Origin of the sequence: Bacillus sp. M6-12, assembly GCF_002860285.1 — a bacterium.
In the GTDB taxonomy this organism is placed as follows: domain Bacteria; phylum Bacillota; class Bacilli; order Bacillales; family DSM-1321; genus Peribacillus.
This window is the reverse complement of sequence record NZ_PGVF01000001.1, coordinates 509,066-522,418: the sequence shown is the minus strand read 5'-3', so window position 1 is coordinate 522,418 and position 13,353 is coordinate 509,066. Positions and strand designations below refer to the sequence as shown.

The following is a 13,353-nucleotide window of genomic DNA, read 5'->3' as shown; positions in this document are numbered from 1 at the left end:
CATGAATAAGAAAAGTAAAATGATTATGGCATTGGCGTTATCCAGTGTCGCTGTGGTCTCTGTTGCAGGATGTTCAACAGCAGACAAAAAAGAAGAAGTAAAAAAATTTACGAAAGAGGAAGAGACTGCTTTTGTTAAATCTTTCTCTGAAAAAGTATTAAAGCCAGAATCTCCAGCGGTTATCTTGGCTGAAGTAGAAAAGAATGTTGATAAGCTATCTAAGCAAGAAGCATCTAATATGGTTGATGGTCTTCTTTATGTGATGCACCAACGCAATCCTGAAATGAACGCTAAAATTCAAGGATTACAAACTCCATTAGCAGAGCTTGACAAGGAAAAAATTGATTTTAACAATCCTAAGAATTTGGATAAAGTAAAAGATGAAACAACAAAAGCATTCTTGAAAGAATCACAAGAAAAACTGTTTGTTGTTCAAAAAGTAGGTCAAGATTATTTAGCTCGACCAAATGTTCAATACGTTCTGGATACATTCGGTTCATATATGAACGATGACTTAAAGGCAATGACAGCATTCTCTTTAGAAGAGAACGAAAAACCATTCTTCAATAAAGATGCAAATAGCTTTGATATGAATATTGTTGTGAGTCGTATTCTAAAAGTAGAAGATAACATGAAGAAATTCCCTGAATCATTCTACAAAGAGGCTATGACAAACAGCAAAAATTACTACTACCAAGTGTACTTTGGTACAAACAACAGCTTCTTAGTAGATGAAAATAAAAAAGTTCTTCCTGCTATTGTTGACCACTACAATGATACAGTTAAAAAACATCCTGATAGTCAATTGGCTAAAGATGCAAAAACAGTATTAGAAAAATTAAAAGCAACTGACAACAAAGTGACAGATGACCTGTATGTATTCTTGTTAGAACTTACTGGTACGCAAACTCAAGATGTTCAAGAAGACGCTTCTGCCACTGAAGAAAAGGCAACTAAAAAAGTAAACGAAGCGATTCAACAAGCGATTGAGGACAACAAAGGAACAGAAGAAACTAAAACAACCGAAGAAACTAAAGCAACTGAAGATAACAAAACAACCGAAGAAAACAAGAAATAATAAAAAAAGGGAGGAGTTCTTGTAATGGCTTCTCCTTCTTTTCTATTTAAATATCAATATACGATTATAAGAAGGCAAAGGAAAGGAGGAATATAAGTTGATAGATTCTTTGATAGCATGGTTAGGCAGTATAGATTGGAACGCTTTAACAGAAACAGCGATTGAACATGTTTATATTCTATATCTATTGCCATTTCCGATTATTTTGATTGGAACATACTATTTCTTTAAATCCGTTTCACTTCCATCGTTCTGGTTGCGTGGATTATCAGCTATCCTGGTTACACTATGTTTTGGGTTCTACCACAAAAAACATATAACGGATGTACCAAAAGGAGAAATAGATTTTGGATTAATCGAAGCTGTTGCATATGAATATATGATTGGTTCAGCGATTGCTTTGTTGGCTATTTTCATTTTTATGGTACGTTCCATCGTATCCAGCATAAAAGGAAGAGCGAAGAAGAAAGCGGTACAAGCAACCCATTAAAAAATAATAAAAGCTCATAAGAAAACCACAAAGGAAAATCCCTTGTGGTTTTTTTGTTAAAATCTGTTTTGGTATGGTGTCGAGGAAAACTCTACAACTATCGTTACAATACTTGAAGGAGTATTCATCGTATTCATTTTGAATGGCAGGAAAGCATTTACTCTCGCCAATTGCTCATTATTGCTATCTAACACAACTAAGTCTTCTCCACTTGGACAGTCTACACGAAATCCACGAACTTCCATTTCATGGACAAATTGTTTTTCTAACATATTTAAGTCCCACCTTATCATGTATAGTTTAAGTCATTATTTACTTTTATGTTCTTTAATAATGACTTTACCTGATTTGATACCAGTATTGCTTTTTTCTATAAATTCATAGGTTTCTTCCGTATCTTCTTCTGTCATGTCTTTGGTTAAATACCAAAGGGAACTATCCTTCCATGTTACATTTACCAGTTTTTTATTATCAGGTAAATCAACTGTTACTGTTCCACCAAATGATTTTGCCCCAAGATTACAACCGCTCAACAACAAAATAGATACCAATAAAATTCCTACTAATCCTTTTTTCATGTCTGTTTTCTCCCTTATGCCATTTTTTTAATTTCAAATGAAAGTACCTGGTCTTCGTAATAAATGAAACTATCCACGATTTCATATCCTTCTTTTTTCAAGAGAAGAGAACAAGCCTCTTTTAACTCCAAATAAAGAACAGCGACATTTCCATCCACAATGGATTCAATTCCGCTCTCATTACCAAGAAAGAAATTCGCACCAGTCATAGATTCGTCTTTTTGAGTATGATGGATTCCCATTAATACGAGTTCCTTTACACTATATCTCTTCAGAAGTTCTTTTTGTGCAAAAGCATCGATATATCCAATGTAATCTTCTTCTTCCTCCACAATTTTTCCGAATTTCTCCTCAAAGACACTACCCAATTCAATGATGGTCTGCATTAATTCTTTGGAATCGTCAAATTCAATCATTCCCTCCGTAAATAAACTACCAGCCATCATTCCAAGGTTTGCAATGTTTTCTGCCACTTTCATGTCGTTCATAAATAAACCTCCTGCACTATGTAATAGTAAAATCACCTGTTTTGTTTGAAACATCTTATTATACGTAGGATGTTCTTGTTTAATAAAGCCACTATGTCTATTAATGCAAATGAGAGTTTACAAATCTTTATAAAAGGGAATCCTTTCAAAAACTTATATTTTTATTGTAGTTTGGAAACAATCGCAATTAAGAAGTAAATTATTATTGTATATTGTCGATATTTTATAAGTAGTGTAAATTAGTCAAAAGAACAACACGATATACTTGTTAAGAGGTGTGTAAAATTGGAGAATCCAACTTCGGAATTAAAATTGTATAAAGATATTCTAAAGGCTTTAGATAATGAAGAGTTTCAACTGCACTATCAACCAAAAGTAAATTTGGTTTCAGGAAGAATAATGGGGGTAGAAGCTCTTATAAGATGGAATAAACCAGAGGCAGGATGGATTTCACCATTAGAATTTATTCCTTATGCAGAAAAATCAGGGATTATTGTATCTATTGGAGAATGGGTATTGAGAACAGCCTGTAAACAAATCAAGGTATGGCAATCCAATGGTCTTCCCAATTTTCCTGTAGCAGTAAATTTATCGGTACGACAATTGTATCAACCTAATTTGGTTAAAGTCATTGAGGGGATTTTGCTCGAAACAAACCTTTCTGCAGAATGCTTAGAGCTTGAAATAACAGAGAGCATGATAGCGGATACCGATTATGTATTACCCATTATAAAAGAATTAAAGAATAAGGGCATCAAGTTTCACTTAGATGATTTCGGAACAGGATATAGTTCTTTGCGTCATTTAAAAGAATTCCCAATTGATATGATTAAAATAGACCAATCCTTTATACGGAATTGTACAGGAGATATAAAGGATGCAACCATAGTTAAAACCATTATCGGTATGGCTCAACAATTAAAGATGAAAGTGATTGCTGAAGGAGTAGAGACAAAAGAACAACTCATTTTTCTTCAAGAGAATCTTTGCAATCAAGTTCAAGGATATCTTTTTAGCAAACCGATTAGGGCAGAGGTATTTGAACAAGACTTCTATGATATTGAGAAGATTATGAAAGCAGTAGGAATTCCTCAAGAGCTAAGTAGAGAAAAGTGGTTAGAGAGAGAATTAGAAAATACTCGACAAGAACTGCTTGATACCATTAGACAGCAACAAGGGATGATTTTTAAATACATTAAAAAAGATGGCAAATATATTCATACCCTATGTAATGGAGAATTATTGTATCGAATGGGACTTACTCCTGAATCTGTTATTGGAAAAGAACTCTTCGATTTTCTCCCCTATGAAGAGGCGTTGAATAAATTCTACCATTATGATAGAGCATGGAATGGAGAAAAATATGTAACGTATGAAGGAATTATAAATGGTATTTTTTATCTTGCAAAGTTACGTTATATAAAAAGAGGTGGAGAGATTGTAGAAGTCATTGGTTCGGCAGTTGATATTACCGATAGGAAAAAGATAGAAGAGGAAGTTAGAGAAAGTGAGAATCAACACCGATTAATGGTTGAATTGTCACCAGAAGCCACCATAGTCCATCGTAAGGGTATTATTAAATATGCTAATCCTGCTTCTGTTGAGCTTTTGGGTGCATCATCCATTGAAGATTTGATAGGGAAGCCTATCCTTGATTTTTCTACACCTGAATATATTGAATTGGTTGAAGAACGAATTCGTAAGTTAGATGAACCAGGTTTAAAGATTGTACCAACAGAAGAAAAAGTCATACGAATGGATGGAAAAGTGATTGATGTAGAAGTAACAGGCATTTCCATGAATTATAATGGAAAACCTTCATATTTAATGATAATCCATGATTTAACCAAAAGCAAACAAGCACAAAAAGCTCTTCAAGAAAGCGAAGAAAGATATAGATTAATAGCAGAAAACATGTCAGACCTTGTGTGCTTAATTGATAAGGATGGTATTTTCAAGTATGCTTCTCCATCACATGTGTCGATATTAGGTTATCCGTCTACAGCCTATGAAGGGAATAGTGTTGCAAAATGGGTTTATAAAGAAGATATATTTATGGTTAAGAAGATAATGGAAGATATGAAACTCACGAAAAGAGAAAAAATATTTGAATTTAGTTTTAAAGACATAAATAATGAATGGGTTTGGTTAGAAGCAAAAGCTACACCCATATTTGATGAAAAAGAAAAATTTGTTCATTATCTATTTATATCAAGAGAAATTACAGAAAGAAAAATGTATGAACAAAAATTAACTTATTTAGCCTATCATGATACATTAACTGGTGTCCCAAACAGAAGATTATTCAATGAGATTTTGGAACAAAAAATACATGAAGCGGAATCTCATGACAGGATATTGGCGATATTTTTTATGGATTTGGATAATTTTAAAAAAATAAATGACAGTTATGGTCACGATATTGGAGACAAGCTCTTAAAAGAGTTTGCGAATAGAATTAAAAACTGTATTCGTGAAGATGATATTCTTTCACGACAGGGCGGTGATGAATTTGTTGTCCTTCTGCCTAATCTTCATAGTCAAGAAGATGCTATAAATATTGCTAATCGTATTTTAGAATGTTTCCAAACACCTTTTCATGTTGAAGACTATGTTTTTCCTGTCACTTCAAGTATTGGAATATCCTTTTACCCTATCAACGGAACAACCAGACGTGCTTTAATAAAAAGTGCAGACATAGCCTTATATCAAGCAAAAGAAAATGGTCGTAACAATTATAAAATTTTTGGGGAAGAATAAAAATGGTTAAATGAGTTTCCATAAAGACATGGGAACTCTTTTTTTATATAAAAACGATTCAAGCTTGACTTCTGACATACTTAGTATTACAATGATAATATCTAAAGGATAATATGTATATAATAAAACAATCAGATAGATAAATATAGAAACCAATAAAGAAAGTAGGGAGCAAAAGTGGAACGAATTAAAATGGTAAACGGTCAAGCTGAATTAATAAATGAAAAAGGTATGACAGAAGTAGAGTTTATCGAATGGTACAAAAAAGAAGAAAAAGACAAGTATGAAAAGCCATCTGTTACAACCGATATGTTGATTTTTACCGTAGCAGATAAACAAGCAAAAAAGAACAACCGCAAATTACCTGAAAAGGAACTAAAGGTTCTCTTGATTAAGAGGAAAGACCATCCGTTTATCGGGAAATGGGCGATACCTGGTGGATTCATGAATATGAAAGAGGATTTGGAAGTTACTGCTGAACGTGAGCTAAAAGAAGAAACCAATGTAGAGAATATCTATATGGAGCAACTTTATACATGGGGAGACGTAAATCGTGACCCACGAATGAGAGTTGTAAGCACTTCTTATATGGCATTAGTAGATAGCTCCAAGCTCAATGTAAAAGCAGGAGACGATGCAGAAGAAGCTAAATGGTTCTCTATTAAAAGAAATGTATTGGATGTAACAAGAGAGCAAGTTGACGGAAAAGTGAAAATCTCTAAAAAGATTGATATTCAACTGGTGAGTGATGACGGTGAAGACCGTATTATCTATACATTGCTCGAAGAAACCATTATGGATAGAGCTATTTCTAAAACGGAAACGAAGGTTATCCATTCGGTCATTAACACTGATAATTTGGCATTTGACCATATTAAAATTATCAATTACGGATTGGACAGATTGCAGAATAAATTGGAATACACTCCGATTGCTTTTCACTTAATGCCTGAATATTTTACTTTAACAGAACTTCAAATGGTTTATGAAACGATTCTTGGTCGTGAATTGTTAAAAGCAAATTTCAGAAGAAAAATTCTTCCAATGGTTATTGAAACAGATAAAGTTAAGGGAGATTCAGCCTACCGACCTTCCAAATTATTTACGTTCAATCCAGAATGGGTGTTAAGCTCCTTTTAAGAAAGGCTGTGAGACAAATGAGTAAAAAAAATACAGGGGTATCTATTTTAGATACTCCTTATGCCAAAGAATTTATTAAAAAGTTGGAGAACCGAAACAAGAATGAAGGAAACATACTTGACATGTTTACCTCAATGGAAGATATAGACATCTTTTTGGAATGGATAAAGCCAACTGTCACTCCTGAAATATTGGAAACAATGAAGTTTATGTTAGGAGTTGCTGACCAAGAAGGAGAATCAGTAGAGGTTGAAGGTATCGGATTAATCGACCTATCTATTGCCCCTTTCATTCAAAAATTAAATAAAGAAGGATACGAAACATTAGCATCTTGTTCAGGATTAATGAAGGAACACCCAAAAACAAAAAGTGACAGACTTTCTGGATATCTTTCCTTTTTGAATAATGGTGGAGAACATCTTTCTTTGATAAAAAAGATTTGTGATGAATTGGAACTACCTTGTCAGGAAAGTCAGGCTTACTTCAAACCTTCTTTAACTGTTCGTTTCAGAGGGGAGACGGATGCTGAAATAGAGGAGAAGTGGAAATCGTTTCAATCAAAATTATTAGGATAAGAAGGGAGGGTGTTAAGCCTTGAAGACAACTTTAATCTTTGACGAAAGCATAGATAAACGAACCGTAATCATTCGTCACAATAAAGATGTAAAGATTACCAGGGAAGTCCGTAAAGACCATATTGAATGGACAGACGGTGAAGGAAATCTCCTTGAAAATCGAAACTATATTGTCATTCGTTATCCAAAGTCCAAAAAGGTTGATTTAAGCAAATGGAAATGGTCAAACGATGATAGATTCTCTATCGGATTTGTTATGAATGAATTAGAAAATGAAATGGAACTCCTTTTTTATGACCGAGTAACATTCGGTTGGAGACTTTATGAATTAGAGCAAACAGGTCTATTTAAAGTCCAACAACGGATTATTCCTGAATGGAAGGAATATGGAGACTTATTTCCATTCTTTATCAATGCAAGAGGATTTAGAGAATGGACATTTAATATCATTTTTGGTCTGATACAACTTCCTTTTTGGCTGTATAGAGAAAGGCAAAACAAAAGGAAAGAGGTCAGTGAAATATGAGTAATGAACCAGTAAAAACAGAAGATATTCCTCAATTAGTAGCAGACTTACTATTTGCCTATGTCAACAAGGATGAAGATTTTCCACATCCATTTGAAACAGAGGCAGTAGAAAAAGCAGTGTCTTATCTGCAGATGGAATACAAAGGAACAATGTACAATCAAGAATTTTTTAATCGTTGCAAAGAATTATCAAAACCCAAATATAAAGAATGAGGAGGAATTAAATTATGAGTATTGTAGAAAACAAACGTAAATTTTTAAAAGAGGGAACAAAAACATTGGATAAAATCGTGGATTCTTTAGAAAATCTGCCTGTATTGAAAGTAGAGGATTTAAGTAAAGAGGATACTGCAGTTATTGTTATTGATATGATTAATGGATTTGCAAAAGAAGGAGCATTAGCTTCTAATCGTGTGGAAGGAATTATTCCTTATCTGGTTGAGAAACTATCTCTATTTGAGGGATATAACAAAGTGTTCTTTGCGGATGAACACAATGAAAAATCTATTGAGTTCGGAAATTATCCTGCTCACTGCTTGAAAGGAAGTAAAGAAAGTGAAGTCATTGAAGAGCTTCAACCTTTTGTAAAAGATTTGGGAGAAGTTATTCCGAAAAACTCTACTAATGGATTTGTAACAAAAGGGTTTGCAGAGTGGTTAGGAAAACATCCAAAAATAAGAAACTTTGTTATCTTCGGTGATTGTACTGACTTATGTGTACTTCAATTCTCTCTTACTCTGAAAGCCTATTTAAATGAATGGGATACCATTGGTCATGTGATTGTGCCTGTAAAGGGAGTAGAAACTTTCCATTTGGATGCAACAAACCATCATGCCGAACTAATGAATGTCTTTGCCTTTTACAACATGAGAGCAAACGGAATTGATTTGGCAGGAGATATTCGATAAATAACACCTTTCCCTTAAAGCCTTGATTTATTTCAAGGCTTTTTTGTTATTTTCTTTACAATTCATGTATGAAAAGATAATATAAAGGAAACAATGCACCCATATAGGTGCATAAAATCGAAATGAGGGATACATATGGAAAATTTAATCGTGCAAAGAAAAGGAAGAGGAGATTTAGCTCCAAAAGACCCGAAAGAAGGTTGGGTAGACTGTACTTTAGACTTTATATTACAACAATGCGAAGTGACAAGAGATGTGATTCAAATGACAAAGGATAAAGACCACCCGATTGAAATGTTTGAAGAAGAAGCAGTTATCGAGCAGTTAAAAGAAGGAAGAATTATTTATACACCTATGCTATTATTTCGGGCAATTGTCGGAGAAAATACATGCCCTTTATGCGGTGCAACATATCAGGGAATGGGTTCATTAAGCAGGAAAGATAATGAAACAGAAATTTGTAGTGATTGCGGAACAAGAGAAGCAATGGAGGATTTTCTTCCAGCAAAAAAGTAAAAATCAAGTTATTTGATACCCATTTTGCTTGGATATATCAATCCCTTTTAAATCGGTTTGATGAAGTAAGTGGATACGTCAATCGAACGGAATGGATTAAAGAAAAAGTTGAGGAAGAGTTTGGATTAACATTGAAAGAAAAAGCAGATTTGCTGGTATTAGATGACTTGGTTAAAGAAAAATACTATATAGATAAAACGGATTGGTTACGTGAAAAAATGAGACAAGAAATAATGGAGTAGTGAAAAGGTAAGTATCATAAAATTATCAAAGCGATAAGAAAAGAGTGATAAAATGAAATTTGATTTAACTAAAATTGATTTTAGTAAGGAAATTACAGACCAGTTAAAAGAACAATATCATGAAATGGTTCGATATATGGTAGATACAAATGAATCCGATAATAATAACAATGGATACGTAACCTTATTTCATGGAACAAATCTAAAACGATTAAATACAATTCTTTTATCAGGTTTAGTTCCAAGCCATATTACAGGTATCAATAATTTTGAAGGAGAATTAAAATCAAATGAGCACTTGGTTTATTTAACAAGAAAGTGGCATTACTGGTATGCCTTTCAAACTTATATGAATTACCGAATGGAAGAAACAGAAGATAATCGAGATATATACAATATTCCTTGCTATGTAGAAGTGAGAGTTCCAGAAAATAAATTGATAATTGATGAAGATTTTTTTCATTCTACCTATATAAAAAATCGTATTAAAACAGCCATAAAAAAACACAAAACGGAATTAGAAGTTTCATATGAAGAATGTCTAAATCAATATGCAACAGTAGCTTATATGGGAAAAATTGAGCGGAAGGATATTGTATCTTTCACGTTGTTAGTGAATATAAATCTATTTAGAAAGAATTTTATTGAGGAAAAAAGTCTATACATGCGTGATTTGGAGAAATGGTCACAAGGAAAAGGAAAAGGGAAGTTGTCTTTAGAAGATTTGTTTAGGTTGGAAGATGACCCTGCCAATCTGACATTTATGATGAAAGATATTCCTAAAGACAATATTATTACTGAATTTGTAAGAAAAGACTATGATAGTGAACGACAATTTGCAATTCGGTTAGGTACTGTAACAAATCCAGAAGCTATTCCTTTTAGAGATTAAAATAAACCATATAGAAAAAGCCTTGGAAGTTATCCAGGGCTTTTTTCTTAATGGTGTAGAAAAGAAAAAGTATTGCAAGTGAGAAAATGTATTTTTACAATAGCTTTTAGTCGATATTATTGATATAATTGACTAAAGTACATAAATGAAAGGGTTATGATAAAAATGCAAGTAAAAATTACAGATGATTATGTAGAGTTCACAAAGAAGTTTTATCAACTATCAGGGATTAACCTTGAATTATATAAAAGACCACAAATGGAGAGAAGATTAACAGCATTAAGAGTCCAGCATGGTCATAAGAATTTCCTTTCTTATTTCAAGGAGCTTGAAAAAAGTCCAGTAATGATAGAAGAGTTCTTGAACAAAATGACGATAAATGTAACGGAGTTTTTTAGAAACCAAGAGCGTTGGGATGCTCTTCAACCTGTATTGAAGGATTTAGAAAAGACATCTTCTTCTTTGAAGGTGTGGAGTTCTGCTTGTTCTACTGGTCAAGAACCTTATACATTGTCCATGCTGTTGCAGGAAACGGTTAAAAAGCCATTTTCTATTTTAGCAACTGATATTGATAAAACAGTGTTGGAATTTGCTAAGAAAGGAATCTATTCGCCTGTTCATGTAAAATCTGTTCCTGAAAATTATAAGGGAAAACATTTCAAACAAGGGAACAATTCATGGGAAATTGATGCGAAAACAAGAAAACCAATTACATTCAAACAGCACAATTTATTGGAAGACCCTTATCCAAATGGGTATGACTTGATTGTTTGCCGAAATGTTATGATTTACTTTACAGAAGAAGCAAAAAAACATATCTTTGAGGCGTTTGCGAAGGCTTTGCGACCTGGTGGAATCTTATTTGTAGGTGCAACAGAACAAATTCAAGATGCGAAGAAATACGGTTTAGATGTAGTAAAAAGCTTTATTTATCGAAAGGTATAAAGTAAAAGAAGAATAGAAGTCATAAAAAAGAGAGGGACTATTTAGCCCTCTCCTTTTTATTTATACGATTTCACCTTCATATGGAATCTCAGGGAAATTAACAAAGTCGTATTTCTTTACATCTTCCATATTTTTTAGATAAGCAGTCAATGAATCGCTAATCATTAGATTGACCAATCCATCTGTTTCATGATAAATGATAATTGGTTTTTCTTTGCCGAATTTACCATAAGTGTAACCAATTTCCCACATTGTACCTGAATCTTCTTCATCATACACTGCGAAGATAAAATCACACCAATCCACATGGTCAACATCACTTTTGAATGTCGCTTTACGCCATTCATTTGACATGTATTCATATTGAGGGTGTTGGTGCTCTCTTGGACTAAATACATCAAATCCTAAACCACGTAGAACCTCTTCTGCTTCCTTTACACGTCTTTCTTGATTAGGGTTAAACCATCCACTTGCTAAATAAACTTTTTTCATTTTTGTTATCCTCCTAAGATGTAATATAAACTATATTTCCTATTTGTTTATAGTCATAAGAACTATTATAATTGATTATATGCAATAAATAAAGAGGTAAAAGGGATTGAGCAGGGGGTACGACATATATCTGAAAAAAGATGGAATAAACCGCTTGACAAAACACTAACATAGTATTAAAATGATAATATCAAATAGATAATATCTATAAGATAATAACTTTAAATCAAAAGCATATAATAAAGAAACAATCTAACAACTATTTTTTTGCAAACACTTATTATCAAAACGATAATAAGTAAAAACAAAACATTCGAGGAGGAAATATAAAATGAGCAAATTTAACGGAAAGAGATTACCAATTGAAACATTCAAAATGACAGAGGAAGTAGTAAATAAACTAAGAAAAGGCTGGTATGCAGACGAATATTTCAATAATACTATTCACGTATTAACGGAGCTTTCTAAAGCTGGATATGAGTTCGGAGATAAAGAAAATGACTTGAACGGAAGAATTTCTGTAACAGAAGTTCGCAACGGTGACATTTATGTAGAAATGCAATTCTTCACACGTAGAAAACCATTCTCTATCATTGCAGGAGTAGACGAAGCCCTTGCAATCCTGCAAGTAGGAACAGGCTATTTTGATGATAACGGTGAGTTTGTTAATACATTTGACCACTTAGAAGTCGAGGCGGTTGAAGACGGTGACATGGTTCGTTTTGACGGAGACGCTTTAAATGTAAAACCTGTTATTAAAGTAAGAGGTCGTTATCGTGATTTTGGACATTTAGAAACAGCTATGCTTGGTGTACTATCTGTTCCAACAAGAGTAGCAACAAATGTCTACAATGTATTGGTTGCAACAAAAGGAAAACAAGTTCTTTTCTTCCCTGCACGATTCAATCACTACAAAATGCAAGGCTTAGACGGATACGCATACTGGATTGCCATTCAACGCTATGAACTGGATTATGACAAGCATCACCAGGCTTCTATCTCTACAAATGAACAAGGTGACTGGTGGGGAGGAAAAGCTGGTGGCACAATCTCACACGCTACCATTGCTACGTTCCTTGGTAATACCGCAGAAGCTATGATGCAATTCTCTAAGCATATATCTGTTGAAACACCACGTATTGCATTGGTAGACTTCCATAATGATTGTGTTACAGAAACATTAGAAGTTATTCGTCAAATGTGGAACGAATATTGGAAGCTAATGAAAGAAGGAAACAAAGAGGAAGCACTTAAATACAAACTATTTGGAGTACGCCCTGATACTGGTGGAAACATGAGAGATAAATCTATCGAACCAATCTTTAATAAAGAAATGGATAATGGTGTAAATCCACGTTTGGTTCATATCCTTCGTACAAAAATGAATGAGTTCTGGCCTGAATTAGTAAAAGACTACAGCTACAGTGACCTTCATAATGCAAGAGATTTAGCGAAAGCGTATTGTGAAGAAATTAAAATTGTCGTAACTGGTGGCTTTAACGCTGAAAAAATCAGACGTTTTGAAGAAGTTCATGCAGAAGTAGATATTTACGGTGTGGGTTCAAGCCTACTTGAAAATAGCTCTGCAACTGGAACAAACAATGATTTTACAGCAGACATTGTGCAAGTAAAAATCAATGAAAACTACGAACCATTAGCAAAAGTAGGTCGTGGGGTTGCACACAATCCAGACTTAAAACCTTTTACAATTTAATCAGAAG

General features: G+C 33.5%; 17 protein-coding genes. 13 read left to right on the top strand and 4 right to left on the bottom strand.

Annotated features, from left to right (window positions below):
* Window position 1: 1 nt before the first annotated feature.
* A complete protein-coding gene (locus CVD28_RS03795; RefSeq protein WP_101591028.1) occupies window positions 2-1,078 on the top strand; it encodes a hypothetical protein in 1,077 nt (358 codons plus the stop codon).
* A gap of 97 nt (window positions 1,079-1,175) precedes the next feature.
* Window positions 1,176-1,568, top strand: a complete 393-nt coding sequence (locus tag CVD28_RS03790) for a hypothetical protein (RefSeq protein WP_101591027.1) — start codon at window positions 1,176-1,178, stop codon at window positions 1,566-1,568.
* Between the two features lie 56 nt (window positions 1,569-1,624).
* Here the strand turns inward: CVD28_RS03790 and CVD28_RS03785 are convergent, their stop codons facing one another.
* From CVD28_RS03785 to CVD28_RS03775, 3 genes are read right to left on the bottom strand one after another with little or no spacing between them, the layout of a single operon-like run.
* Window positions 1,625-1,840: a hypothetical protein gene (locus tag CVD28_RS03785; protein ID WP_101591026.1), complete on the bottom strand. Its 216-nt coding sequence runs from the start codon at window positions 1,838-1,840 to the stop codon at window positions 1,625-1,627.
* A gap of 36 nt (window positions 1,841-1,876) precedes the next feature.
* Window positions 1,877-2,146: a hypothetical protein gene (locus CVD28_RS03780; RefSeq protein WP_101591025.1), complete on the bottom strand. Its 270-nt coding sequence runs from the start codon at window positions 2,144-2,146 to the stop codon at window positions 1,877-1,879.
* Between the two features lie 14 nt (window positions 2,147-2,160).
* The gene (locus tag CVD28_RS03775) at window positions 2,161-2,634 is read right to left on the bottom strand and encodes a hypothetical protein (RefSeq protein WP_101591024.1); all 474 of its coding nucleotides are present in this window, start codon (window positions 2,632-2,634) and stop codon (window positions 2,161-2,163) included.
* Between the two features lie 285 nt (window positions 2,635-2,919).
* Between CVD28_RS03775 and CVD28_RS03770 the strand changes: the two genes are divergently transcribed.
* The 10 genes from CVD28_RS03770 (at window position 2,920) to CVD28_RS03725 (ending at window position 11,140) form a co-directional block, all read left to right on the top strand.
* Window positions 2,920-5,394, top strand: a complete 2,475-nt coding sequence (locus tag CVD28_RS03770) for an EAL domain-containing protein (protein ID WP_101591023.1) — start codon at window positions 2,920-2,922, stop codon at window positions 5,392-5,394.
* Window positions 5,395-5,586: 192 nt separating this feature from the next.
* Entirely contained in the window at window positions 5,587-6,534 is a 948-nt protein-coding gene (locus CVD28_RS03765) for an NUDIX hydrolase (RefSeq protein ID WP_101591244.1), read from the top strand.
* A 17-nt stretch (window positions 6,535-6,551) separates the two neighbouring features.
* Window positions 6,552-7,109 (top strand): hypothetical protein, encoded by a 558-nt coding sequence (locus tag CVD28_RS03760; RefSeq protein ID WP_101591022.1) that lies wholly within the window; start codon window positions 6,552-6,554, stop codon window positions 7,107-7,109.
* Between the two features lie 19 nt (window positions 7,110-7,128).
* Window positions 7,129-7,635, top strand: coding sequence for a hypothetical protein (locus CVD28_RS03755; RefSeq protein ID WP_101591021.1), 507 nt, complete (start codon window positions 7,129-7,131; stop codon window positions 7,633-7,635).
* Window positions 7,632-7,850, top strand: coding sequence for a hypothetical protein (locus CVD28_RS03750; RefSeq protein WP_101591020.1), 219 nt, complete (start codon window positions 7,632-7,634; stop codon window positions 7,848-7,850). Before CVD28_RS03755 ends, CVD28_RS03750 begins: the two co-directional genes overlap by 4 nt.
* A gap of 14 nt (window positions 7,851-7,864) precedes the next feature.
* Window positions 7,865-8,545 carry an isochorismatase family cysteine hydrolase gene (locus CVD28_RS03745; protein ID WP_101591019.1) on the top strand — a complete coding sequence of 227 codons (681 nt, stop codon included), beginning with the start codon at window positions 7,865-7,867 and terminating at the stop codon, window positions 8,543-8,545.
* A gap of 135 nt (window positions 8,546-8,680) precedes the next feature.
* Window positions 8,681-9,061, top strand: coding sequence for a hypothetical protein (locus tag CVD28_RS03740; protein ID WP_101591018.1), 381 nt, complete (start codon window positions 8,681-8,683; stop codon window positions 9,059-9,061).
* Window positions 9,013-9,303 (top strand): hypothetical protein, encoded by a 291-nt coding sequence (locus CVD28_RS03735; protein WP_101591017.1) that lies wholly within the window; start codon window positions 9,013-9,015, stop codon window positions 9,301-9,303. Before CVD28_RS03740 ends, CVD28_RS03735 begins: the two co-directional genes overlap by 49 nt.
* A 52-nt stretch (window positions 9,304-9,355) precedes the next feature.
* Window positions 9,356-10,195 (top strand): hypothetical protein, encoded by an 840-nt coding sequence (locus CVD28_RS03730; RefSeq protein ID WP_101591016.1) that lies wholly within the window; start codon window positions 9,356-9,358, stop codon window positions 10,193-10,195.
* A 165-nt stretch (window positions 10,196-10,360) separates the two neighbouring features.
* The gene (locus CVD28_RS03725; protein WP_101591015.1) at window positions 10,361-11,140 is read left to right on the top strand and encodes a CheR family methyltransferase; all 780 of its coding nucleotides are present in this window, start codon (window positions 10,361-10,363) and stop codon (window positions 11,138-11,140) included.
* Window positions 11,141-11,200: 60 nt separating this feature from the next.
* Here CVD28_RS03725 and CVD28_RS03720 read toward each other — a convergent pair whose 3' ends face one another.
* Window positions 11,201-11,632: a nucleoside 2-deoxyribosyltransferase gene (locus tag CVD28_RS03720; protein WP_101591014.1), complete on the bottom strand. Its 432-nt coding sequence runs from the start codon at window positions 11,630-11,632 to the stop codon at window positions 11,201-11,203.
* A 331-nt stretch (window positions 11,633-11,963) separates the two neighbouring features.
* Here CVD28_RS03720 and CVD28_RS03715 point away from each other — a divergent pair, with 331 nt between their 5' ends.
* A complete protein-coding gene (locus tag CVD28_RS03715) occupies window positions 11,964-13,346 on the top strand; it encodes a nicotinate phosphoribosyltransferase (protein WP_101591013.1) in 1,383 nt (460 codons plus the stop codon).
* The last annotated feature ends 7 nt before the right edge of the window (window positions 13,347-13,353 follow it).

Coding starts and splice junctions, on each gene's coding strand:
- CVD28_RS03795 (WP_101591028.1), top strand. CDS start 2: ATGAATAAGAAAAGTAAAATGATTATGGCATTGGCGTTATCCAGTGTC.
- CVD28_RS03785 (WP_101591026.1), bottom strand. CDS start 1,840: ATGTTAGAAAAACAATTTGTCCATGAAATGGAAGTTCGTGGATTTCGT.
- CVD28_RS03780 (WP_101591025.1), bottom strand. CDS start 2,146: ATGAAAAAAGGATTAGTAGGAATTTTATTGGTATCTATTTTGTTGTTG.
- CVD28_RS03775 (WP_101591024.1), bottom strand. CDS start 2,634: ATGAACGACATGAAAGTGGCAGAAAACATTGCAAACCTTGGAATGATG.
- CVD28_RS03765 (WP_101591244.1), top strand. CDS start 5,587: ATGGTAAACGGTCAAGCTGAATTAATAAATGAAAAAGGTATGACAGAA.
- CVD28_RS03760 (WP_101591022.1), top strand. CDS start 6,552: ATGAGTAAAAAAAATACAGGGGTATCTATTTTAGATACTCCTTATGCC.
- CVD28_RS03750 (WP_101591020.1), top strand. CDS start 7,632: ATGAGTAATGAACCAGTAAAAACAGAAGATATTCCTCAATTAGTAGCA.
- CVD28_RS03745 (WP_101591019.1), top strand. CDS start 7,865: ATGAGTATTGTAGAAAACAAACGTAAATTTTTAAAAGAGGGAACAAAA.
- CVD28_RS03740 (WP_101591018.1), top strand. CDS start 8,681: ATGGAAAATTTAATCGTGCAAAGAAAAGGAAGAGGAGATTTAGCTCCA.
- CVD28_RS03730 (WP_101591016.1), top strand. CDS start 9,356: ATGAAATTTGATTTAACTAAAATTGATTTTAGTAAGGAAATTACAGAC.
- CVD28_RS03725 (WP_101591015.1), top strand. CDS start 10,361: ATGCAAGTAAAAATTACAGATGATTATGTAGAGTTCACAAAGAAGTTT.
- CVD28_RS03720 (WP_101591014.1), bottom strand. CDS start 11,632: ATGAAAAAAGTTTATTTAGCAAGTGGATGGTTTAACCCTAATCAAGAA.
- CVD28_RS03715 (WP_101591013.1), top strand. CDS start 11,964: ATGAGCAAATTTAACGGAAAGAGATTACCAATTGAAACATTCAAAATG.